This window comes from Deltaproteobacteria bacterium, assembly GCA_016208165.1.
Classification (GTDB): Bacteria; Desulfobacterota; Desulfarculia; order JACQYL01; family JACQYL01; genus JACQYL01.
Genome location: JACQYL010000119.1, coordinates 88,096 through 112,245 on the forward strand (window position 1 = coordinate 88,096; position 24,150 = coordinate 112,245).

Genomic DNA, 24,150 nt, shown 5'->3' on the forward strand with positions numbered 1-24,150 from the left:
GCAAGTGACGGCGGCCGGGTTCCACCCTGCGCGCCTCCTTGGTTGCTCCTCGAAACAGGTGAAGTTTGGCGGGAGGGTCGAAGAAAACCATCTGACTCATCCGGTGAGCGCTCTTTCTACGTCGTTCTATGTCGTTTAGACCGACCGGCCAGGAAGGTCTGCAACCGGTCCATGTATACGTAGAAGACGGGGGTCACGACAAGAGTCAGAAACTGGGAAAAGAGCAGTCCTCCCACGACCGCCAGGCCCAAAGGCCTGCGTGATTCAGCCCCGGCGCCAAAACCCAGCGCGATGGGAAGCGTTCCCATGAGGGCCGCCATCGTGGTCATCATGATGGGCCGAAACCGGACGACACAAGCCTCGTAGATGGCATCCACCGGCCCTTTGCCCTCTGTTCGTTGGCTCTCGATGGCGAAGTCGATCATAATGATGCCGTTCTTCTTGACGAGTCCCACGAGCATGATGATGCCGACGAAGGCATAGATGCTTAATTCCACGCGAAAGAGATAGAGGGTGACCAGGGCGCCGAAGCCCGCAAAAGGAAGGGCCGACAGAATCGTGATCGGATGGATGAAACTCTCGTAGAGAATTCCCAGCACCATGTAAATGACTAGAATGGCCAACAGCAGGAGGAGTCCCAGGCCGCTCACCGAGGAGCGAAAAGCCTCCGCCGTTCCTTGGAAGCTCGTGGTGATCGTGGCCGGCAGGGTTTCCCCGGCTAGCTTCTGCACTTCACTCACCGCCTGGCCCAGGGGGAAGTCCGGCTTCAGGTTGAAGGACAGGGTCAACGAAGGGACTTGACCCGTGTGGTTGATGGAAAGCGGCCCCAAACCCTCACTCATGTTCGCAACGGCTTTGAGCGGGACAAGGCGGCCGTCCCGAGAACGGACGTACAGCAGGGACAAGGCGGAGGGGTCGCGTTGGTAGCGCGGCTCCACCTCGAGAATGACTTCATAGGTATTGGTTTGCGTGTAAATGGTCGAGACCTGTCGGGAACCATAGGCGTAGTAAAGCGCGTCCTCGATCTGCTCCGCCGTTATGCCCAGAGTGGCAGCCTTGTTCCTGTCGATGTCCACGACCACCTGAGGGTTTTTGATCTCCAGATCGGTCGTGACGTCCTGCAGCCCGTCCAGGGCGTGCATCTTCTGCTCCAGGATTTGGCCGTACTTGTACAACTCCTCCGTGTCCGAACTCTGGAGCGTCAGCTGGTACTGGCTCTTGGTCAAGCGCCCTCCGATATTGATGGGCGGCGGGTTCTGTAGAAAAACCATCATTCCAGGGATCTTGGACAGTTTGGGGCGGAGTTCCTCGATGACCTCGTCCGCTGAAAGCTCCCGCTGGGATTTGGGTTTGAGGTGCATGAACGCAATGCCGGTGTTGCTGCTCGTGTTGCCTCTGGCGCCCGCGCTCGAGAAGAATCGCTCCACGTTCGGATCTTTCTGAATCACAGCGGCCACGGCCTGTTGATGCTCGAACAACGCCTCGCTCGAGATCCCTTCCCGGGCCTGGGTGAACGCTACGATGGCCGACCTGTCCTCGTTGGGCAGGAATCCTTTTGGGAGGACCATGAAGAGACCTACCGTCGCGAGAAGAACTACGGCTGAGAAGATCATAACCGGCAGCGGATGCCGAAGGCTCCATTTCAGACCCCACTCGTACAGACTCAGCATTTTATCGAACACCCGCTCCGAATAGTTGTAGATCGCACCATGAGAAACCTCGGACTTAGGCTTCAGGAACCGGCTCGAAAGCATGGGCGTCAGGGTGAGGGAGACGAAACCGGAGATGAGAATGGCGGCCGCGATGGTAACGGCGAATTCGTGGAAGAGACGGCCGATGATCCCGCCCATGAGCAACACCGGGATGAAGACAGCCGCCAGAGAGAAGGTCATGGAGAGGATGGTGAAGCCGATTTCACGCGACCCCTTGAGGGCCGCTTCGAAAGGCCCTACTCCCAACTCCATGTGCCGGACGATGTTTTCCAGCATGACGATGGCGTCATCCACCACGAAGCCCACCGAGAGTGTGAGCGCCATGAGGGAAAGGTTGTCGAGGCTGTACCCCAGGAAGTACATGACCGCGAAGGTCCCTACGATGGACAAGGGAAGAGCGAGGCTGGGTATGACGGTTGCCGACAGGTTTCTCAGGAACAGGAAGATGACGAGAACTACGAGAAACAAAGTGAGCAATAACGTGAACTGGACGTCCCGCACCGAGTCCCGGATGGATTCCGAACGGTCGTAGAGTACGTAAAGCGATACGGACGCCGGAATCTGCTTTTCAAGAGTGGAAATAAGGCCGCGCACGGCGCCCGCGACCTGGACCGTGTTAGTGCCGGGTTGTCTCTGTATCGCCAGGATGATCGAGCGGTCATTGTGAGCGGCGTCCACGTACCATGCTGCGGTCTTGTCGTTCTCGACGCTGTCGAGGACAACTCCGAGGTCCTCCAAACGGACGGGACCGCCGTTTCGGTAGGCCACGATAAGGGGCCTGAACGCGGCGGCGTCCTCGAGCTGGCCCGTGGCCTGCACCGTGTATGCCACATGCGGTCCATAAAGGGTTCCCGTGGGCAGGTTCACGTTTCCTTCCCCGACCGCAAGGGCCACTTCATCCAGCCCGATGCCTTTGTTCGCGAGGCTGTTGGGGTTCACCTGGATACGAACCGCGTATTTCTGGGAGCCATAGACCAACACCTGCGCCACCCCGCTCACCATCGAGATGCGTTGGGCCAAAATCGTCTCACCGTATTCGTCCAAGGTGGAAAGGGGCAAGGTGGAGGATGTGAGGGCGAGGTACAGGATGGGCTGAGCCGCGGGATTCACCTTCTGATACGAAGGCGGGCTGGGCATGTCGTCCGGAAGCTGCTTTTGCGCCACCGAGATCGCCGCCTGGACATCCTGAGCCGCTGCGTCCAGGTCCCGGCTCAAATTAAACTGGAGAGAGATGTTGGTGGCGCCGAGCCGGCTTGAAGAGGTCATCGAGTCCAGCCCGGCGATGGTGGAGAACTGCTTCTCCAAAGGAGTCGCCACGGCCGAGGCCATGGTTTCCGGGCTAGCTCCCGGCAGAGACGCGGTCACCTGAATGGTGGGGAAATCCACGTTAGGCAGGTCGCTCACGGGAAGCAGTCGGTATCCCGATATACCGAAAAGGAGACAGGCCACCATGACAAGGGTGGTCATGACCGGCCGCTTGATGAATATGTCCGAGAGGCCCTTCATGGAGTGCTCGCCCCTGACGGCGCCGGCTCGCTCGTGACGGTCACCTTGACTCCCGGTCTGAGGCGAAGTTGACCGTCCGTCACCACGCGCTCTCCCGCCTCGACCCCCTTCCGGATCACAGTCTGCCCATCCACCTGTTGTCCTGTCTCGACGGCGCGCGATTCCACGGTCATGTCCGGTTTGACCACGAACACATATTCCCCCTGCTGGTCTCGCTGAATAGCCTGGGAAGGCGCGACCACGGCGTTCCGGGTCGTGGCGAGCGTCAGGGTCACGTCCACGAACTGTCCCGGCCAGAGGACCCGGTCACGGTTCGGAAATGTGGCTTTGAGCAGAATGGTGCCCGTGGTCCCATCCACTTCGTTGTTAATGAACGAGAGATCGCCTCGAAAGCGAGGCCCCGCTCCCGCGGCCAGGGCGGCCTCTACTTCAAGGGTCCCCTGGGCCGCATAGCGACGGATATCGGCGAGGTATTCTTCAGGAACCGAAAAGCTCACATAAATCGGCGTGATCTGATTGATGATGGTCACCGGCTGCTGATAGGCGGTAATCATGTTCCCGACCTGTACCAGCACGTCTCCCGTACGGCCGGAGATGGGAGCCTGCACGGTGCAGTAGCCGAGATTGAGCCGAGCGGTTTTTACGGCCGCTTCATCCGCGGCCACGGTCGCCTTGAGGGACTCGGCGTTCGCCACCACCTGATCGTACTGCTGCGAAGTCACGTAGTCCTTCTGAATGAGTTCCTTATAGCGCCGGACGTCATCCTCGGCGATTCTCAGCTTGGCCTGATCCCTGGCCAGGTCGGCCAGGGCCCCGTCCAAGGCCGCCTGATACGGATGGGGGTCGATGTTGAAAAGAAGGTCTCCCCGCTCAACTTCCTGACCCTCTCTAAAGGCGATGGCGGTGATTTCGCCGCCCACCCGCGCGCGCACGGACACGGTGTTATAGGGTTCCACGGCGCCGATGGCCTTCACTACCACGGGCACGTTCTTCAACGTCGCCGCTTCGGCGGTTACGGGCGCCGCTTTCGAAGCCCCTTCCTGTTCAGACTTCCCGGAGCAAGAGGCCAGCAGAAGCAATCCGGCTGCCACCGAAATCAGACCCAACAGGAACAGACGAAAGGACACGGGAGGTTTCGTATTTGTAAGCCCTGGTCGGCAATAGGCTGTCATGGTTCCCTTACTTTGCGGGGCCCCCGCTAGCAGGGCCCGTACTCGAGATGTTCAATGTGCCTGTATCGCGCGCCAGTTGGGCCAGGGATACGTACCAGTCCGCGTTGGCCTGGACTCTCTGAGCCCTTGCACCTTCGAGAGCGCTTTGCGCCGAGAGAAGATCGAGGATACTGCCCACTCCGGCCCGATACCGTCCAAGGGCCACATCGTAGGATTCGGTGGCGCTCTCGAGCAGGTCCTCGGTGGTGCGAACCCGCTGTACCGCCGTCTTCAGATTGTAGTAGCTCGTCCATACCTGCAGGACCACCTGCTGTTCGAGACTGCTCAGGCGGGCGCGGGCCGCCTTCTCGTCGGCCTGCGCCTGGAATACATTATAGGATTGGGAAAGACCCGTGAATATGGGTACGCTCACCTGTATGGAACCGCCGTAATTGCTTCCGGTTACATCGGTGTTGTCGTAGCGCGTGCGGCCCCAGCTGGCGGCCCCGTTAATGGAGGGGTAGGCTTCGGCCCGCACTCTACGCACGTGGGCCTCCGCCTTCGCGGCCTGGGCGCGCGCGGCGGCCAGATCCGGTCTCTGTTCCTCGGCCAGGGCCAGATACGTGTCCACCTTCTCGAGGGTTTCCTCGATGTTGGCGGCATTCCTTGGTATCTCGATGTCGTAAGGCGCGTTGGCCGGGATACCCATAGCCGTCGCCAGGGCCCCCCTCGTGGTCTGGATTTGACCCTCGAGGCTATCCAGGGCCAATTTAGCCTGCGCCAAAGCGGTCTTGGCCTGCAACACGTCCGCGATGGTGGCCACGCCGGCGTGGTGCCGGTCCCGGGCGGCGTCCAGGTTTGTTTCCGCTTGCCGGTACGTCGCTTGTTGGGCTTCGAACAGCGCCTTGGAGGAAACGTAGTTGTAATAGGCCGTTTCCACATTGAGCATGACCGTCTGGATCGCAGCGTTGTGGGTCCAGTCAGCGGCCATGAGAGACAGTCGAGACTCGTCCACCAAAGCCTCGCGTCCTCCGAAATCGAAAAGGAGCCAGTTCAACTGGACGGCCGCGGAATAGCTCCGCTCCCTGAAGGAAGTCCTCACCTGTTGGGAGTAGTCTTGAAGCCAGTTCGCGTCCCCCGTCGCCCCGATCTGCGGATAATACGCACCCAGCTCACTGCCGTACGCCGCAGCGGCGGATCGGGCGTCTTCCCAGGCGGCGGCCGTATCGGGATTGTTGCGAAGAGCGATGTCCACGATGTTGAATAGAGTCAGCGACTTCACCGACTTCAGGATGTCCTGTGGCAACGTCGGCGAGGCCTTCGCGGCGGCCGGCTTCATTATGGCCGTAGCCGGCGCCTTCCACGGCGCGGCGGGAGACGGGGACGTTCCCGGTACGCCATAGATATTCGGCGGGTTTTGAGCGCACCCGGCCAACACCAATACCGCTGCAAGCAGCTCGATGCCGCTTAAGACACGTTTGATGGTGCGGCGTCGTCTTTCTCCGTCCATGCCTCTCTTCCCACTTTGTGCGGCCTTAAAAAATTGTCCCAAAAGCCCAAGCCACAGGTCCGATCTAGAGGTCGGGTCACCGACCTTGATTTAGCCCAAAACGGAAGATCCTTCAATACCTATGAGGAACCCCGGATCCGGTGCAAGGTTCGGGAGTGGGTAGGATTCGAAGCGATGGATCGGCTTCCCGGAGAATCGTAAAACGAGCCGCTGCTCTATCGCGAAAGGCGATGGACGAAGCAGAGACATCCCCTGCCAACGCGAGGTCTCCAGGGCATGAAAAAATAGTGGAAAACCAGTTGACAGCAGATCCGAAGTGAATTAGTATTTAAGCTAATACTAAATAGGATGCGCCTAATGGAAAGCAAGCAGGCTGAGCTATTTAAAATTCTGGGCGTGGACACTCGTATCAGGATCATCGAGCTGCTCAAGCAAAAGGGCCCTCTCGGCGCCAACGAGATGTCGGAGATATTGGGCATAACTCCCTCCGCCGTTTCCCAGCACCTTAAGATCCTCAAGCACGCGGGTCTGGTTCGGAACGAGCGTAAGGGGTACTGGATTCCCTATGAGCTCGACCCAATGGCATTGGAACGATGTGGGGAACTGCTTTCCGGCATTTGCACCTGCGGCTGCAAGGGAACGGGGAACTTTCGAGAGGCCGAACTGAGCCGGACCGGAGACAAGGTCGCGCTTTTGGAAAATTACGAGCGGGAGCTTCGGCAGGAGCTTAACAAAGTGCGGACCCTGATCGAGGAACTGAAAAAATAGATCTCGTTTTTTGCAGGGAAAGCCCTGAAAAAGGTTCTCTTAGACTCTGTTCAAATTCCCCGGGCATTGCCGCCCCGCCTTGGACGGAAGGGAAGGAAGGCCCGGAAAACCTTCGAGTTTTGAAGCGGAGTGCACATAGGCTCGGACCAACTCAAGCAAGGAAGGGAGCGTTTTTTCCCCGGTTACTTTAGTATATGCTTAATTTCTTAATAAAATGCCCTGCGAAAGGAGGTGATTCACATGGCCGACAAGAAACTGTCCGGTTGCGGGTGCGGATGCCTGCCTCTGTCCCAACTAGGCGACAAGACCGCTAAACCCGATACCAACAAGCCCGAAAAAACCGACAAGTAAGTCCAACTCTCACCTCGTCCGGATTCTCCAGGGGGCGGACTCTTTGGGAGCGCCCCCTCCGGACCTTCCAGAAAATTCCAACCGGATAACGATCAACCTGCGGTTTCCGGCGAACCGCTGAACGGGTCGATGACCCGGACGTTGCCGGGCATCCGGTTTTCCTGAAAGTCTTCTGAAAGCGGAACTCGGTGATTGGTCTAATATTTTATCGGTGATATTAAAATGAATGTGGTGGTATACTCGCATTTAAATGGGAGGCAGGTCCGCAGATCCGAGAGGAAACCGACAGGCCGAGCCGGGGCTCGGCGTTCCCGGAAGGAGTGTCCGCAGACCTGAGGAGGCATACCCACTAACCCGGAAAGGAGCGCATAATGGCAAACTTCGTTTTCCTGTTAACCAAGGATGGTGTGGACGCGGCCACCAGGTGTTTTCAATTCGCCAAGGTGGCCCACTCTAAAGGGCACAAAGTGGCTCTGTTCTTTGCGGACGACGGCGTCCTCTGGGCGAATAACACCCGAGACTTCGACACGGCATGCAAAACCGGGGATCGTCCAAAGGATTATTTTCCCTATCTGGTGGAGAACGAAGTCCCTGTGAGCGTCTGACCGCCCTGCGCCAACGCTCGTCAGGTTGACGAGGCCAAGTTTTTCCCGAACATGGTGCTGGCCGGAGCCCCTCACTTCATCGATCTGGCCGCCGAGGGGAAAGTTGTCAGCTTTTAGGCGAAAACGATTCACGACGGGAACCCTTTTCGCAAAGGGTTCTCCCAACGCGCCTCGACTGATGAATCTTCTAGCTGATCCGTCTTTCGGATCTCGGTAAAACCGTCTATCTGTAATATCCGGCCTCGGTGTCTTCGGTGAGATCGAGATACCGGTCGTGACCCTCTTTCATGCGGATGATCAGTCGCTTATTACTTAACGCCTGTTCCACCTGCTCCGCCAGATGACCCATCCATAGCATGTCGTCCTCGTCGGGATCGAACTCGAACTGGAAATAGAAGCGGAGGGAGCCCAGGGAGTCTTTCCCCCATTTCACGGGGAACCCCACGATGGCGCGTACACCTTCCTCAGCCGCCTGCTCGGGATACTGCACGCGCTCGTCCCCTTCCACTTTGGAAAGCACCACAGGTGCTCTCGACTGTAGTTCTCCTAGACTGGAATGTCGGAACAGGGGGCCTTTTTCCAGATAACGCCGGCTCAAGCCGTAACTGCTGACCAGTTCAAGAACGTCGGTTTCCCGGTTGACGTGCCACAGCGCACAACCATAAGCGTGGGCGCCCCTTGCCGCGCTCTCGATAAGCATATCCATCGATTGCTTAAAGGAGTGCACGGAATGCATGCGATGGATTTCGGAACAGGCGTTCTTCATGGAATCATAGTAGAAATTCTTCTTCAGGGCGTATCCGGCCTGTTTGGCCAGCGCTTCCAGGGCCTTTATTTCGTAAGCCGTAACTTCTATCCTGTGGGGAAAATAGACTCTCAAGGAGCCGACGAGGAGTCGCCCCGCGGAAACCGGGAATCCGGCGATGGCTCGTATGCCTTCCTGGCGAGCGGCTTGAGGGTATTGGACCCTGGGGTCGTTCTCGACATCATTAATGAACACGGGTTTACGCAGTACGGTCTCCTGAAGGCTCTGCCTCGGATCGATAGGACCCTTGGACAGATACGTGTCGCTTAGACCGTATGCCGCTGAGATTTGCAGGCTTCGATCACCGGGATTGAACAGCAAAAGCGATGCTCCGCGGGCTTCCGCGAGCGTTGTGGCGATCTGGACAATGGTGCGCTGGGTTTTCCCCAGGTCAAGGGTTGCGTTAACGGCTCCCATGGCTTCGACAGCCCGGACAAAAAAAGCTTCCGATGGCATAATCCACCCCCCGTTCGCTATGCCCCTGCCGGTTCTACATGTAAAGGTTCACGGTCGGCTTCCCTAGGCGTCGCAAGGGGTGAGCGATTTGCTGGAAGCGGGCGAGCACAGGGCCGTCAGAGGATGAAAGCGTGCATTATCTTAGCGAATCGCAGCAAGCGTTCTAGCTGGAGGTTGCCCGGAAGCCGGCGCGTACGGAAATGGACCTATCGATTTTCACATATCCACTTATTGACCTACATACACCAAAACTGACTTAAAAACTATATTTAATTAGTACATATAGGTTGTTCAAACATTTTTTTGATAATGCACGCTCTCGGCCCGTGTTCGCACCGAGAGTGGTCGTCCAAGCCGATTCCCTTCTTGCACGCATGGAAAGAAGGTCTCGCGAGGCGGTCGTTCGTACACCGAGAGACGCGGAGGCCCAATGTCGGATTTGTGCCTTGACAAGGCATCAAATGTTGTCTATGAGTAATACCGTCTATAAATTATCTCCCCAACGCAGGCGAGAGTTCATTTGATCTTCGAGTTCATATCGCCGTCAGAGCGTTCCTCCGGGAGGCGGAAGCTACTCGACCTTGAAGATCATTATACCATCTCCTATGCTGCAGGATCCTCATTACAGGTAATCAGTGGTAACTGCGCACCCTTCTCTCGCTGAATCGAAGTCGCCTGCTGAGAGTCTTTAACCTCAATTCGTTTGGAAAAACCAACGTTCTTGCGGCCCGTTGTTCCCCCTTCTTTCACGGCATTGGGTGGAGGCTGATGTGTTGGACTCTCTTCTCTCTGATTACGCTTACGTTTTGGCGTTTGTATCCGCAGGTTTTCTGTTCGCGCTGGTCCCGCTGGGCGTCGCCTTTCTAGTGAGCCCCAAAGGGGTCGGACTCAAGAAACTGGTCAGTTACGAGTCCGGCATAGAGCCCAAAGGGCAGGCATGGATACAGTTCGAAGTCACCTACTATCTGTACGCCCTCATCTTTCTGGCCTTTGACGTGGACGTTTTGTACCTCTTTCCCGTGGTTGTGGCCTTTGGCTCTTTTCCTTGGAGGGACCTCATCGAGATCGCTATGTTTGTGGGCATACTGTCTCTGGCTTTGGCCTATGCGTGGAAGAAAGGAGTGTTCCAGTGGTAGAAAAAGCCGTGATAGAGCCCATGGTTCAATTCACAACCCTCACCCAAATCCAGCGGATTTCGCAGGCAAACTCCTTATGGCCGCTGACCTTTGGACTGGCCTGCTGCGCCATTGAAATGATGGCCGCCGGAGCCTCGAGGTTCGATCTGGATCGATTTGGCGCAGGAGCCTTCCGTCCTTCCCCCCGCCAAGCGGATGTGATGATCGTGGCGGGGACCATCAGCAAGAAAATGGCCCCCATTATTCTCACCCTGTATGACCAGATGCCCGCCCCCAAATGGGTCATCGCCATGGGCAACTGCGCCATATCGGGCGGACCTTTTGCTTATCCAGGACAGTACGCGATTGTAAACGGAGCAGACAAGATCCTCCCAGTTGACGTCTATGTCCCGGGGTGCCCTCCACGACCGGAGGGACTCCTTCAGGGACTTTTCGAACTCCAGGACAAGCTCACGCAGGACGGCAAAATCAATTTTCTGAGAAGATTTGAACGCAGGGAAAAAGCTCAAGAGGCAAAGCCCGGGTCATATGGGATTATCAGAGAAGAAACGTGATCTCCTGATCAAGCTTTTCGGACCAGAAAACGTTCAGGAAGAGGATTACGAGCGCTGCGGTTTTCACCTCAGGCTCTCCCTGAGTCCCGTGGAACTCGCGCCGCTGGGCAACAGCATGCGGGATATGGGATTCGTCCTGGAGTACATAACCGCCGTAGACCGCATCACCCACCTCGAACTAGTCTACATGTTTGGTTCTTTTGAAGTTCTTTGCCGAATAAAGGTTCAAGTTGCCACGGCCAAGGGAGAAATGGTTCCGAGCCTGATGGGCTTCTTCCGCGCGGCGGATTGGCATGAGCGGGAAGTGTATGACATGTTCGGCCAAAGCTTTGCAGGGCGGGACCGGATAGAACGCATTCTGTTGCCCGACGATGCCGATTACCACCCGCTCCTGAAGGACTTTTTCAGCAAGGAGTCGGACTTCTACGAAGCTTTCGATTCGGATGGGTAAGCATGCTTCCCGGAAAGACACTGACAGGCGACACCTTCTATTTGAACCTGGGTCCCCAACACCCCAGCACGCACGGGGTCCTGCGTCTCCTCCTGAGACTGGACGGGGAATGGATCGTCGAGGCCGACCCGATTATCGGATACAGCCACCGGGCGCACGAGCACATGGCGCAGAACCGGACGTACGCCCAGTTCTTTCCGAATACGAGCCGTATGGATTACCTCGCCGCTCTCATGTACAACCATGCATACTGTCTTGCCGTGGAAAAAGCCTGCGGTATTGCTCCTCCTCCCCGCGCCGAATACATTCGCATGATCTGCGCCGAGCTCAATCGCATATCCAGTCATCTTCTCTGGTTTGGAACGTTCCTGCTGGACCTCGGAGGGATCACGCCTTTTCTGTACAGCTTCGACGACCGGGAAGACATTCTGGATATTCTTGGCGAGGTAACGGGCAGCCGGTTGACTTATTCCTACTGCCGATTCGGCGGCGTTCGGGACGATATCAACGACCGGTTCATCGAGCGTATTCGTGCGTTCATCCCCAAATTGCGTTCCAGGTTTAAAGACTATGACACTCTGGTGACCAAGAACGTGATTTTCGTGAACCGGACACGGAACGTGGGGGTCATATCCAAGGAAATGGCAGGTCAATACGCCGTGACGGGGCCCTGCTTGCGGGCTTCCGGCATACCGTATGATATCCGAAGGATGGAGCCCTACAGCTTGTACCCCGAAGTCGACTTCGAGATCCCCGTGGGGGAAAAAGGAGATTGCTACGACCGATATCAGGTTCGGATGGCTGAAATGGAACAAAGCCTTCGCATCATAGAGCAGGCGACGGACCGCATACCTGAAGGTCCTTGCCTTGCCTCGGGGATTCCACTGTATATCAGGCCTCCGGAAGGCGAGTACCATTTCAGCTATGAGAGCCCGAGAGGACATCTGGGAATCTATTTCGTTTCCGATGGCAGCCGGATTCCATACCGCATGAAATGGCGAACCCCTTCCTTCAGTAATTTGAGCATCATACCCGCCATTTTACCGGATACTCTGGTTGCGGACACCATCGCGATTTTGGGCAGCATAGATGTCGTGATTCCGGAAATCGACCGTTAGGACAAGACATGGGTGACAGCCGCATCGTTCAATTGGGGGATTCCGCCTACCAGGCCGTTGTCTCATTCCTGGGAATCGATCTCCTTGTGGGTATCGTCGGATTGCTCCTCACCCTTCTGCTCGTCGGCGTGAACCCGCTGTTCCTCGTGTGGCTTGAACGCAAGGTGTCGGCGCATATCCAGCTCAGGATCGGCCCAAAAGAGGTCGGACCGTTCGGCCTCCTTCAGACCGTAGCGGACACCGTCAAACTGATCTCGAAGGAACTCATCACTCCCCGTCCGGCCAGTCGTGTTCTGTTCGTCCTCAGCCCCATTCTCGTATTCGCTCCCACACTCGCCGCGTTCGTTGTCCTGCCCTTCGGTCAACACCTCCAGGTCCGGGACCTCAATGTCGGCGTTATTCTGATCTTTTCGTTCGCGAGCCTGAACGTATTGGCTATTCTGGTGGGCGGCTGGGCGAGCAACAACAAATACGCTCTTCTCGGCGCCATCCGGTCGGTGGCCCAAAATGTGGCTTACGAGATCCCGCTCCTATTGTCGGCGATGAGTGTGGCCATCATGGTCGGCTCGCTCCGCATGCAGGCCATTGTTGACGCTCAGCAAACCGTTTGGTTCGTATTTTATCAACCCGTAGCGGCCATCATCTACCTGATCGGCGCCACGGCCGAAACGAACCGCGCTCCCTTCGATATCCCCGAGGCGGAAAGCGAACTCGTGGCGGGGTTTCATACGGAATATTCGGGCATGAGGTTCGCGCTGTTCTTTTTGGCCGAATATACCAACATGTTCATTGTGGCTTCCGTTGCTACGACCTTTTTTTTTGGAGGATGGCGCGGGCCCTTTTGGGACGGTCCATGGTGGTTCATCCTCAAGGTATACGTCCTCATCTTTGGAGTCATGTGGGTGCGCTGGACGTTTCCCCGTCTCAGGTTTGACCAGCTCATGAATTTCGCGTGGAAGGTCCTGATTCCGCTGGCTATGGCAAACCTGCTTGTGACGGGCCTCGTGATGAAGCTGATACGAAACTAGGTCCTATCCGATGAATGCCGTATTCGCCTATTTTTGGGATATCCTTTCAGGCGCCTGGAGCCTGGTTGCCGGTATGGGCGTGACCCTCCGATACATGTTCAAACCAACGGTCACGGTTCAATATCCCCGACACAGACTGGAGTTGCCCGAGGCGTACAGGGGGCACATCGAGCTGGTAACATACTCCGACCTCCATTCCCACCACTGCGTGGCCTGCGGTCTGTGTTTCAGAATATGCCCGAGCAACGTCATCAAGGTCCAGGGATTCAAAGAACGGGCATCGGACTTGAATCGTGCTCGCTTCTTCATGATTGATTTTTCCCGGTGCTCTTTGTGCGGACTCTGTGTCGAAGTTTGCCCCGTGAACGCCCTCAAGCTGTCCAAGGTATACGATCAGTCGGGCAGAAGCCGCTTTTCGGCCGTCATAGACCTTATCGAATTTCAGAAACGATCGGAAGGTTAGATGGGGACCATCAGTCAATACATACGACCCGAGGTGCTCCAATACGGGGCTTTTGCGTTTATCCTGCTCCTCACCTTCGGTGGCGCCCTTCTCGCCGTTCTGCACAAAAATATCGTTTACAACGTAATGGGACTGGTCACGTCCCTGCTGGGCGTGGCCGGGATTTTCCTGTTTCTGGGCAGTCCATTCCTGGCCGTCATGGAGATCCTGATCTACGTCGGAGCGATCTGTATCGCCATCGTTTTCGCCATCATGCTTTCGCAGCCCATGCATCTGCAAATACCTCCCCGATGGCGTCCAAAGGTTGTTCTTTCATTCCTGATCAGTGTGGCTGTCTTCGTGTCGTTCAGCGTCATCGTTTTCAAGACGTCCTGGCAGGCGGCGGTGGAAAGAGGGGAAGACTGGAGCGTTGCGAGGATAGGCGTCTTGCTGCTGACCCGGTACGAGCTTCTGTTCGAATTGATTTCGCTCGTATTGCTGGTGGCGATCCTGGGCTCCATCATCACGGCCAGAGGGGTCCGCAGTGAGGAAGAGGAACGGCCGGAAGTTCCGGGAGAAGGGGGTAAGACCGCGTGAACAGCCTGTCTTTTTATCTTTTTGTAGCGCTGGCCCTGTTCGGGATCGGCCTGTTCGGGCTCCTGCAGCGTCGGTCTCTGATCGGAATGCTCATCAGCATCGAGCTGATGCTCAACGGCGCAAGCATCAATTTTATGGCGTTCAACCGGTTCCTGGCACCGGATCCGGCGGTCGGGCAGATCCTGACGCTGTTCGTAATGGGGATAGCTGCAGCGGAAGCGGCCATTGCGCTCAGTTTGATCCTTTCCCTCTTCAGGAGAATCCGCTCGATCAATATCGAACGGGCAGACCATTTCAGAGGATAGACGACCCATGACCACGCAAGCTCCAACGGAATTCCAGCTTCTCGTCGTGCTGACCGCCATGGGTTTGCCCTTGGTTTCCTTCTTTGTCCTCTTCTTCTGTTTGAGAAAGCACACGGCCTCTTCCCTGAGCGTAAGTCTGTTCTGCTCGGCAATCCCTCTGGTCTGCGCCTATTATCTGTTGATCTCCCTCTGGGACTCGAAGGCGCCCATTCTATTTGAAACGATCTGGATGAGGGGCGGGGAAGCCAGCGTCTCGTTCGGCTTTTTGTTGGATCCCATCAGCCTGCTGATGCTGTGTATCGTGGCCACTATCAGTTTTCTGGTGCAGGTGTATTCTTTGGGTTACATGGCGGGGGACCCGGGCATCACGCGCTATTACAGCTTTCTGTCCATATTCGCCTGGTCCATGATCAGCATGGTGGTGGCTCCGGGGCTGATGCAGCTCTACGTTTTCTGGGAACTCGTGGGACTCTCGAGCTATCTTCTCATCGGGTTCTGGCATCACAAGTTCAGCGCATCCCAAGCCGGGAAAAAAGCGTTCGTCATGACGCGCCTGGGAGACCTGGGATTCTTTCTCGGCATTGTCATTCTGCTCCTGAACTTCGGCGACCTGTCCATCCTGAACCTGAATCACGAGGCATTGCACAAGCTCCCACCCTCGCTGGTCACCACCTGCGCCGTGCTGATTTTTTGCGGAGTGATCGGTAAGTCGGCTCAATTTCCACTGCTTACATGGCTTCCCGACGCCATGGAAGGTCCCACTCCCGTGAGCGCGTTGCTCCACTCGGCCACGATGGTGGCGGCGGGAGTGTACCTGACCGGCCGTCTTTTCCCATTCTTCCAAGGGTCTCCCGAGGCTCTGGCGGTGGTTCTTCTCATAGGCGCCTTGACCATGATCCTCTCCTCGACCATGGCCATGGTGGCAAGAGATATCAAGCAGGTATGGGCGTATTCCACGGTAAGTCAGTTGGGTTATATGCTGATGGGTCTGGGCGCCGGAAGCTATTTCAGCGGTATATTCCATCTGACCACGCACGCCGCCTTCAAAGCGCTTCTGTTTCTCTGCTCGGGGGTCTTCATTCACCATTTCGAGACCAACGATTTTTTTCAAATCTCGAGACGAGGGGGCCGCAGCCTGAAAATCCCCATGATCGCCATTACCGTTGCCGGGTGCGGTCTGGCGGGAATATTCCCATTCGCGGGTTTCTTCTCGAAGGAAGCGGTGCTGGGCGCATTGGTCCATCTTCCGAATAAGACATGGATCATCGCCGGACTCGCGGGCGCTTTCATGACGGCGTACTATACCTTTCGCCTGCTGTTTGTTCTCTGGCTGCCGCGGACCGGGTCCGATACTTCCTCCGAACACGGTCACCACGCGTCCGGTCACGCCTCTCACGCGGAAGCCGGTTACTGGGCCATGGCCGTTCCGCTGTTGATCCTGGCGGCGGCTACTGCGATTCTGGGATTCACGGGCGGCCCGCTTGAGTCCTTTCTCGTTTCCCACGGCGCACATGCGGCCCCGGCCCATGCTGAATGGCTCGTGTGGGCCTCGATTGTGCTCGTGGTTTCAGGGGTGGGACTGGCGTGGTTCGAGTTTGGACGGAAAGCCGCGCGACAGGAAGGCTTCTTGAGCCGGTTGCCGTTCCTGGAAAACCTGTTTATGAATCGATGGTACATCGACCATTTCTACAGGAAGTTCGTTGACTACGCGATTTACGGAGGCTTCAGCCGCGCATTCACTCTGAATGACCGCCGCGTGATCGACGGGGCCGTTGACGGACTGTCCAAAGCCATCCGCGGAAGCGGTTGGCTTATGAGCTTCAGTCAAAGCGGGAAACTTCAATATAACCTCTTTTTTCTTGCATTGGGTATCGCTCTGCTGGGTCTGTTTTTTCTGTTCGTATGAGCCGGTGAACCATTTTAGCGTATGTACGGATCGGGTCGTGAAATCATGGTGACGTCTTTTCCATACTTGTCGGCCATCTGTTATTGCCCGCTAGTGGCGGTGCTGATCATCCTGTTCCTGCCACCCGACCGCAAAAACGCCATTCGCTGGATTTCCGTCGCATCGGGGGCGGTGTCCCTGGCTCTGACACTGGCCATCTACGTAATGTACGACAGGAGCGTAGGTGGATTCCAGTTTGTCGAGAGGGCCACATGGGTAGAGAGTTTAGGGATTCACTACTACTTCGCCGTTGACGGGATCAATCTCCCCATGGTGCTGCTGACTAGCATCACGTTGCTCACCGGCGTGTGGACCATGTGGGGACTCGAAACAAGAGTCAAAGAGTATTTTGCGCTGATGCTGTTCATGGTGGTGGGCGTATACGGCGTGTTCCTATCCCTGGACCTGTTTTTCCTTTTTGTTTTTTACGACGTGTCCCTGTTCCCCATGTACCCCTTGATCGCGATCTGGGGTACTACACGCAAGGAATACGGCGCGTTGAAGTTGACGCTGTATTTGCTGGCCGGCTCGGCCCTGGTGCTTCCCGGAATTCTTTACGTGTACTTCCAAGCATGGATCTTCACCTTCGACCTGGTGCAGATTGCTCAGGTGGGCTTGCCGAAGAACGCACAATTGATCGCCTTTTTTCTGTTTCTCTTCGGATTCGGCGTGCTGGCGGGCCTATGGCCATTCCATACGTGGTCGCCCGTGGGCCACGTCGCCGCCCCCACGGCGGTTTCCATGATTCACGCCGGCGTGCTCATGAAGCTTGGAGCTTATGGAGTTCTGAGGGTCGGCATGTTCCTGTGTCCCCTGGGGTTGGAGCATTGGGCGCCCCTTATGGCGGTTCTGGCCACAATCGGAATCGTTTACGGAGCCTTTGTCGGTCTGGCTCAGACCGATTTGAAATACGTTATAGGCTACTCCTCGGTAAGTCACATGGGCCTGGTCAGTCTGGGCCTGGCCACGGCGACCGTGGGCGGCATCAACGGAGCCGTGTTCCAGATGTTTTCCCACGGCGTTATGACGGCGCTGCTCTTTTCGAGTGTCGGCCATCTGTACGACAAAACCCACACCAAAATGATCCCGGAACTGGGTGGAATGGCGAAGGTGATGCCCGCCACCAGTTTCTTCTTCATCTTTGCGGCCCTGGCCGGCATCGGAGTTCCCTGTCTGTCCAGCTTTTGGGCCGAGCTTCTGGTCTTTATCCATGCCTTCAGGGTGTATCCGGTATTAGGACTCTTCGCCATTCTCGGACTCGTGGTCAGCGCCCTGTTTATGCTTAGAGTGGCTCAAAAAGCGTTTTATGGGGAAAAGAACACGCGTTTTGCCGACAAGCCGGACATGAGCCTCATTATGCGATTTCCCCGCGCCATGCTGGCTGGAACCCTGCTGCTCTTCGGACTATTACCCCGTCTGATGCTCGATCTGATCAACGGTTCCGTGTCCGTTTTCGTGCAGGGATTGAAATGACGGGATTTCATCGATGACGAAAAACCGAGGTGCTGACTCGGACTCAAGTAGTTTCAGGGAATCCGGGGCGCAGAAACATACAAACGGGTCTAAACCATGACTTCGTCGATCCTTCTCTTTCTACCCGAACTGTTCTATCTGATGCTGTCGTTGCTGCTGTTCTTTGCATCCTTGAGCGACCATCCGAATCCACGGCGAACGTATCTTGTGCTTCTAGTGTTATCCGCCGTCGGAATCGTTCTAAGCGCGCTCTCGTTGAACCGGGAAGGCTTCCTGTTCTTCGACGCCTACAGGGTGGACCTGTTCAGCCAGATCTTCAAGTTGTTCCTATCGGTGGCCTATTTTCTGGTGATCACCGCCTGTAGTGAACTCAAGGGAGTTCGAGAGAGATACCATTCTGAATTTTTCCTGTTTCTGACCACGTGCACCGCCGGCATGATGCTCATGGTGAGCGCCGTCGAGCTGATGACCATATACATCTCGTTGGAGCTTTCTTCGTTCTCTCTGTATATCCTCGTGCCCATGCGCAAAGGGAAAAACTTCGACGTCGAGGCCGGGGTGAAATACCTCTTTATCGGTATGACGGCCTCGTGTGTCATGCTTTTCGGAATGAGTTATGTGTTCGGAGTAATGCACACCACGTATCTTTCCGAGATGGCGGGCAAATTGCCTCTGGTCATACGGGAACCAGGGGCCATGATCGGCCTTCTGCTTCTCTTGTCGGGCTTTCTGTTCAAACTGGCGTCCGTTCCTTTCCACTTCTGGGCGCCCGACGTGTATCAGGGCGCGGCCAACCGGGTAACCACTTTCATCGCCACGGTCTCGAAGATAGCCGCAGTGGCTCTGTTGATCCGGTTGACCTCTCTCGTGGGCGTTCCCAGCAAATACCTTACGGATGCGCTGACCATTCTGGCCGTGGTCTCGATGTCGCTGGGCAATCTGGTGGCCATCGTACAGAAGGACCTGAAACGGATGCTGGCGTACAGCGCTATCTCCCATGCGGGATATATCATGGTGGGCATCATCAACATGACCGATCTGGGTTACTCGTCCGCGGTTTTTTACATTGCCGCTTACGCTCTCATGAATTTCGCGGCTTTTATGGTAGTCGTACAACTTGCCGCGGAAGGCCAGGATTTGAGAATTGCGGATCTGGCCGGTTTGAGCCGAAGATCGCCCCTATTGGCCTTGACATTGATGATGGCGTTGTTCTCGCTGGCCGGCATCCCTCCCACGGTCGGGTTCACAGGGAAATTTCTCGTTTTCGCCGCCGCCGTGGAAAACGACCTCTTGTGGCTCGCGATCTTCGGGATGGTCAATGCCACAATAAGCCTTTACTACTATCTGATGGTGATCAAAGCGGCCTACATTGTCGAACCGGAACAGGAGGAGCCGCTGGTTCAAATCAGCGGCCCCATCCGGCTGCTTAATTACACGCTGATTTCGGCCATGATCTATCTGGGGGTCTTTCCCACGCAGCTGTATGACATCGCACATGAAGCTGTTCGGACTCTGCTTATGGGGAGATAATCCGTGTTCAATCCTGACGACACTCATTCGGCCGTTCGGCTCGCCGGCAGTCCGATCGCGGGCATATCGCTGGTGGGCGGCCTGCTCAAGCCGCTTTTCCGGAAGAGGAAGGAACAGCTCGAAGAGGCCATCCGCCCCGTTCCTGCAAGAAAACCGGCCGGACCCGATTTGAAAGGACCGGCCCACTACACGTTTTGCTCACATCCGATGTGCCGTTGCAGTTCAGGAGAGCTTATCGGGGAGGTCCGTAAACAGGCAAAAACCATGGGGCTAAGCCTGACCTTCGAGCCCACGCTGACCCTTTGCTCGGGCGCCTGTTCCAAGGGGCCCTTTGTCGGAATGCCTGACAACAGAGTATTTTATCACGGATTGAAGCCTCGCCGCGCCCGGCAACTACTCGAAGAAACGTCCGTTAAGGGTCATATGCTGTTTCCGTTCCTGCTCCTGGACCCCACCACAGTCGCGGACAGCCGCGTGTATTTCGACTGGAGGGAGTCGGTCCTGGTGGCCATGGAACCCGACTATTGCGTGGTGTCTCTGGTCACCTACCTTTTCGAGCTGAATGCGTCCGAATCCTGCGGCAAATGCTTCCCGTGCAGGTTCGGCGTACACAAGTTGGGACGTTTGCTTCGAGAACTTTTGGCAGGAAGAAACGAAGATATCCATATCGAGGAGGTGGCTGAAACGGCCGCCGCCATGAGTAAGGGGGGGTACTGCGAATTCGCCGAGAAGGTCACGGCCCCCGTGCGCCTGGCGCTCCGGGAGCGAAGAGAGGATTTCGAACGACATCGCACTGAAGGCTGCTCCGCCGAGGAACGCTTCTTGACGTAGCCCGGATCCTTTGGGGCCGGAGGACTACAGGGGAATATCCGCCCATGGAAACGCAGAAAATAACGCTCTTCATAAACGGAAAGACCATCGAAGTCCCGGAGGGCTGCACGGTCCTCGATGCGGCGGCGCGGGCGGGCGTCCGGATACCCACACTATGCAATGATGGAAGGCTGGCTCCGGCTGAAGCCTGCCGGTTCTGCCAGGTCGAAATCGAAGGAAACGAACGGCCGGTTACCGCCTGCTCGACAAAGGCGAGCCAAAACCTCTCCGTCACCACCGAATCCCCGACCCTTATGCGAGATCGCAAGACGATCCTATCCCTGCTTCTCGAGGATCATTACGGGGACTGTTTTCCTCCTTGCAGCGAGCGCTGCCCGGCCAACATCGACATTCAGGGCTACCTGGCCCTCGTAGCGCGAGGACAGTATCTCGAGGCCTGCCGTCTGATTCGGCGCACCAATCCGCTTCCGCTTACCTGCGGCCGCGTATGCCCCCATCCATGTGAAGCCCAGTGTCGTCGAGGGAGAGTCGACGAACCGATCAATATCAACCATATCAAACGCTTTGCAAGTGATATCGCCTACCGGACGCCGGAACTTCTCAACCCTCCCAGGGCCCCGCTCACCAACAAGCGAGTGGCCGTGATCGGCGGAGGACCGGCCGGGTTGACCGCGTCGTATTTTCTGGCGATGTACGGTCATTCACCCGTTGTTTTCGAAAGCATGCCGCGCTTGGGAGGTATGCTGAGGTACGGCATACCTGAATACCGTCTGCCCAAAGCCGTTCTCGATCGGGAAATCGATGCCGTTCTTCGAATGGGAGTGGAGGTCCGAACCGGCGTTTCCTGGCCCAAGGATCTCACGCTCGAAGGGCTGATCCATCAGGGCTTTGACGCCGTGTTTCTCGCATTGGGCGCATGGACGAACCACAGGCTCGCCGTGGAAAACGAACATCTGTCGGGCGTATTTCCCGGCACCATCTTCCTGAATGAGGTGGCCACCGGGCGAAAAACGGACATCGGGCGAAGGGTGGCCGTCATCGGCGGAGGAAATACGGCCATGGATTGCGCCCGTACGAGCCTGCGACTCGGTGCGGCAACCGTGACCGTATATTATCGTCGTTCGCGAAACGAAATGCCGGCCCAGGACATCGAAGTCGAGGAAGCGATGAGGGAAGGCGTCCGGATGGAATTCCTCACCGCACCGGAGAAGATTCTGGGGGACAACGGTCAGGTCACGGGCATGGAATTCGTGCGAATGGAACTCGTGGACGCCGGTCCTTCGAGCCGGCCCCGACCCCGGCCCATCCCCGGCTCTGAAGAACAGGTGGCTCTGGATACGATCATCGTTGCCATCGGGCAGACCCCTGAATCTCATCTCTTTGGGGAAGACTCCGGAACCCGGGCATTAAGCCTGGACAAACGTGGACTGGTTCAAGTGGACAGTCTGACGGGTCAGACCAGCATCGAAAACGTCTTTGCCGCCGGCGACCTCACCAGCGGACCGGCTACGGCCGTCGAAGCCATCGGATCAGGACGGCGGGCGGCGGAAGCTATCGACCGTTTTCTGCGGGGATTGCCCTTGACACCGCCGGCTCCGTTTCTGTTTTCAAAAGGCATTCTCAAAGAGGTGGACGAAGCGAATTTCGCGCAACGGGAGAAGATCCCCAGAGAGAAAATGCCCGAACTACCCGTCGAGGATCGTGAAGGGAATTTCCGGGAGATCGAATTGGGTTTGACGGAAGAACAAGCCCGGACGGAAGCCAACCGATGTCTCTCCTGTGGATGCATGGCCTTTGCCGATTGCCGTATCCGGGATGTGGCCCATCTGCTCGGAGAAACCAAGAAACTTGTCCAAATAAAACCGACCCAGCCGTATCGCATCCTGTCAGACCATCCTCACATTGTCATCGATGACAACAAATGCGTGGTGTGCCGCTTGTGTGAACGGGCTTGCGCGACCTACCACGGTCGTTACGCCGTAACCGTGGAGCTTGAACCGGTCGGACAGTTGGAGGTCTACCGTTCCCACCGGACTCGGATCAACCGTCAGTGCAACGACTGCGGTCTTTGTGTGAGCGTGTGCCCAACGGGAGCCCTCACGTACAAAACCCTCTGGTCCAAGCGGGGACCCTTCCCCGAGGAAAAGGCCGACACCGTGTGCAACCTGTGCTCGCTGGGATGCGGTCTCAGTGTGGCTTGCATTGGGGAACATACGTTGTCCATCGATTCTCCGGACCGTCCCCCGAACGTTGGACACCTGTGCGAGCGCGGACGATTCGAGCTTTTGTCGTTGCGCGACGGAGATCGGCGGATCACTCGCCCTCTGGTGCGAAGGAACGGCCGCCTCGAGGAGGCGGGTTGGGATGAAGCCTTCGACGCCATCGCCGGGAAGATCGGCGAACTGAAGCAAAGCGCAGGATCGAACGCCCTGGCGGGTCTGACGTTCGGGAGAGGCACTCTCGAGGAATTGTACCTGTTTGCCAAGCTCGTCCGAATCGGTCTGTTCACCGATCGTTTGGACATGGTGGGACCGGGCATGGAGCGGCCCTTTTCCAGGAAGTTTCTATCCGGAGTGACCCCGCAACCATTTATGCCGCCTTACGACGAGATCGAAAAGCAGGACGTGGTGATCCTGTTCGGCCCCGCCCCGGAAAACGATCTTCGTCTCCTGGAACCGGCCTTGCATCGTCTCATTCAAAACGGTGGGAAGCTCATGTTGGCAGGCCGGGAAAACGGTCCTTTTCCGGAGTTCTCGGATCAGGCCGATGTTCGCAAGTTGCCCGGCGGACTCGCCGCCGTTCTGGAGGCGATTGGAGAAACGGGGGCATCCGACGCGATACACACGAACTCGAGCGAGCGGAAATCCATGATGTGCCTGGTGAGCGAGGCCGGCTTGACAGAACAGGATGTCGAACCGCTCAAGCGGCTGAACGAGCTGATGAGGAACCGCAGGGGAATGTGGGGCCTGATTCCCGCTGCTCCCAACGGCGCCGCCCTGTGGAAGGCCCCGCTGTCCCTGGTGTATCCCTGTGGCGATGACAAGCGGGAACGCAAAAACCGTTGCACTTTAAGAGACTTGTGGGCGAGGGACCTTCCGGAGGTAGGGAGCGGTTCCGCGGACCGGATCCTGGCGGAACTTGAAGCCGGGCGCATAAAGGGCTTGGTGCTTCATTCCGGTCTCAACCCCGAAAAAGAGCGCATCTCCAACAGGCTGAGCGGAGCATTGAACCATCTCGATTTCCTCGTTCTGCTGACGTTCTGTCATGAACCCCTCGTGGAACACGCTCACGTAGTGTTGCCTCGATGCCTGTGCCTTGAAAGCGAGGGCGCGTTCGTCAGGGGCGACAGCCAAACAATCAGATGCTCTCCGGCCGCGGCGCCGCCAGCCGGGCTGCTTCCCGATTGGCGCGTTTTGGGTGAGATCCTGCAGCGTATGGATGGTCCGGCGCCCTTCGAAACCCTGGCCAAGGTGCAGGAAGAGATGAGCGTCCTCGAACGGGAAACAGGCGGGGGGGCACATGGTTGACAGCAAAGAATGGGCTTTGGAAGAACTGGAGCAAGCCAACACCATTTATGAACCATACGAAGTGACCAACGGCCTGCAGTTGCTCTATGTCATTTGCTGGTTCATCGAGATCGCCGTGATTTCTTATGCGGCGTTCCGTTTTTTTTCGTCCTGATTAGCGGTAGGGGCGTATTGCAATACGCCCCTACATTACGACACGGCGGACCACGTGGGACATGGTCAAACCCCATACCAACAATTGGAGAGGGCCCGGAAAATCCGGACCGTTTTCACTATTTCATCCGCTCCGCCGAACGCGGTGCGATAACGCTCGAAAAGTTCAGGAGGGGTGTTCGAGGGGAACCCTTTA

At 56.9% G+C, this 24,150-nt stretch carries 20 protein-coding genes; 16 read left to right on the forward strand and 4 right to left on the reverse strand.

Annotated elements, in window-relative coordinates; translation table 11 throughout:
- Nucleotides 1-116 precede the first annotated feature (116 nt).
- The 3 genes from HY788_21545 to HY788_21555 are packed head-to-tail and all read right to left on the reverse strand — an operon-like array spanning nt 117 to nt 5,879.
- Complete coding sequence (locus tag HY788_21545) at nt 117-3,218, reverse strand: efflux RND transporter permease subunit (protein ID MBI4776729.1); 3,102 nt, start codon at nt 3,216-3,218, stop codon at nt 117-119.
- On the reverse strand, nt 3,215-4,345 hold the full coding sequence (locus HY788_21550; protein ID MBI4776730.1) for an efflux RND transporter periplasmic adaptor subunit: 1,131 nt from the start codon (nt 4,343-4,345) through the stop codon (nt 3,215-3,217). The genes HY788_21545 and HY788_21550 overlap by 4 nt, the downstream gene beginning before the upstream one ends.
- A gap of 52 nt (nt 4,346-4,397) precedes the next feature.
- Nucleotides 4,398-5,879, reverse strand: a complete 1,482-nt coding sequence (locus HY788_21555; protein ID MBI4776731.1) for a TolC family protein — start codon at nt 5,877-5,879, stop codon at nt 4,398-4,400.
- 357 nt (nt 5,880-6,236) lie between these two features.
- On the opposite strand from HY788_21555, the gene HY788_21560 reads away from it, so the two are divergent.
- Both HY788_21560 and HY788_21565 read left to right on the forward strand, forming a co-directional pair.
- Nucleotides 6,237-6,647 (forward strand): winged helix-turn-helix transcriptional regulator, encoded by a 411-nt coding sequence (locus tag HY788_21560; GenBank protein MBI4776732.1) that lies wholly within the window; start codon nt 6,237-6,239, stop codon nt 6,645-6,647.
- Nucleotides 6,648-7,369: 722 nt separating this feature from the next.
- On the forward strand, nt 7,370-7,720 hold the full coding sequence (locus HY788_21565) for a DsrE family protein (protein ID MBI4776733.1): 351 nt from the start codon (nt 7,370-7,372) through the stop codon (nt 7,718-7,720).
- 106 nt (nt 7,721-7,826) lie between these two features.
- On the opposite strand, the gene HY788_21570 is transcribed toward HY788_21565, so the two are convergent.
- Complete coding sequence (locus HY788_21570) at nt 7,827-8,864, reverse strand: GAF domain-containing protein (protein ID MBI4776734.1); 1,038 nt, start codon at nt 8,862-8,864, stop codon at nt 7,827-7,829.
- Between the two features lie 770 nt (nt 8,865-9,634).
- On the opposite strand from HY788_21570, the gene HY788_21575 reads away from it, so the two are divergent.
- From HY788_21575 to HY788_21640, 14 genes are all read left to right on the forward strand, one after another.
- Nucleotides 9,635-10,000, forward strand: coding sequence for an NADH-quinone oxidoreductase subunit A (locus HY788_21575; GenBank protein MBI4776735.1), 366 nt, complete (start codon nt 9,635-9,637; stop codon nt 9,998-10,000).
- A 20-nt stretch (nt 10,001-10,020) separates the two neighbouring features.
- The gene (nuoB, locus tag HY788_21580) at nt 10,021-10,554 is read left to right on the forward strand and encodes an NADH-quinone oxidoreductase subunit NuoB (protein MBI4776736.1); all 534 of its coding nucleotides are present in this window, start codon (nt 10,021-10,023) and stop codon (nt 10,552-10,554) included.
- Nucleotides 10,529-11,005: an NADH-quinone oxidoreductase subunit C gene (locus tag HY788_21585; protein MBI4776737.1), complete on the forward strand. Its 477-nt coding sequence runs from the start codon at nt 10,529-10,531 to the stop codon at nt 11,003-11,005. The genes nuoB and HY788_21585 overlap by 26 nt, the downstream gene beginning before the upstream one ends.
- Before the next feature lie 2 nt (nt 11,006-11,007).
- Nucleotides 11,008-12,123, forward strand: a complete 1,116-nt coding sequence (locus HY788_21590) for an NADH-quinone oxidoreductase subunit D (GenBank protein ID MBI4776738.1) — start codon at nt 11,008-11,010, stop codon at nt 12,121-12,123.
- A gap of 8 nt (nt 12,124-12,131) precedes the next feature.
- Nucleotides 12,132-13,151, forward strand: a complete 1,020-nt coding sequence (nuoH, locus tag HY788_21595) for an NADH-quinone oxidoreductase subunit NuoH (protein MBI4776739.1) — start codon at nt 12,132-12,134, stop codon at nt 13,149-13,151.
- A 10-nt stretch (nt 13,152-13,161) separates the two neighbouring features.
- Nucleotides 13,162-13,614 (forward strand): NADH-quinone oxidoreductase subunit I, encoded by a 453-nt coding sequence (locus HY788_21600; protein MBI4776740.1) that lies wholly within the window; start codon nt 13,162-13,164, stop codon nt 13,612-13,614.
- Nucleotides 13,615-14,190, forward strand: a complete 576-nt coding sequence (locus HY788_21605; GenBank protein ID MBI4776741.1) for an NADH-quinone oxidoreductase subunit J — start codon at nt 13,615-13,617, stop codon at nt 14,188-14,190. It abuts the gene before it with no gap.
- Nucleotides 14,187-14,495: an NADH-quinone oxidoreductase subunit NuoK gene (gene nuoK / locus HY788_21610; protein MBI4776742.1), complete on the forward strand. Its 309-nt coding sequence runs from the start codon at nt 14,187-14,189 to the stop codon at nt 14,493-14,495. Before HY788_21605 ends, nuoK begins: the two co-directional genes overlap by 4 nt.
- Nucleotides 14,496-14,553: 58 nt before the next feature.
- Entirely contained in the window at nt 14,554-16,401 is a 1,848-nt protein-coding gene (locus HY788_21615; GenBank protein MBI4776743.1) for an NADH-quinone oxidoreductase subunit L, read from the forward strand.
- Between the two features lie 45 nt (nt 16,402-16,446).
- The gene (locus tag HY788_21620; protein MBI4776744.1) at nt 16,447-17,913 is read left to right on the forward strand and encodes an NADH-quinone oxidoreductase subunit M; all 1,467 of its coding nucleotides are present in this window, start codon (nt 16,447-16,449) and stop codon (nt 17,911-17,913) included.
- A gap of 96 nt (nt 17,914-18,009) precedes the next feature.
- Complete coding sequence (locus tag HY788_21625; GenBank protein ID MBI4776745.1) at nt 18,010-19,443, forward strand: NADH-quinone oxidoreductase subunit N; 1,434 nt, start codon at nt 18,010-18,012, stop codon at nt 19,441-19,443.
- A 3-nt stretch (nt 19,444-19,446) separates the two neighbouring features.
- The gene (locus tag HY788_21630) at nt 19,447-20,274 is read left to right on the forward strand and encodes a hypothetical protein (GenBank protein MBI4776746.1); all 828 of its coding nucleotides are present in this window, start codon (nt 19,447-19,449) and stop codon (nt 20,272-20,274) included.
- A 44-nt stretch (nt 20,275-20,318) separates the two neighbouring features.
- A complete protein-coding gene (locus HY788_21635) occupies nt 20,319-23,801 on the forward strand; it encodes an FAD-dependent oxidoreductase (protein MBI4776747.1) in 3,483 nt (1,160 codons plus the stop codon).
- Nucleotides 23,794-23,955 carry a hypothetical protein gene (locus HY788_21640; GenBank protein MBI4776748.1) on the forward strand — a complete coding sequence of 54 codons (162 nt, stop codon included), beginning with the start codon at nt 23,794-23,796 and terminating at the stop codon, nt 23,953-23,955. The genes HY788_21635 and HY788_21640 overlap by 8 nt, the downstream gene beginning before the upstream one ends.
- Nucleotides 23,956-24,150 lie beyond the last annotated feature (195 nt).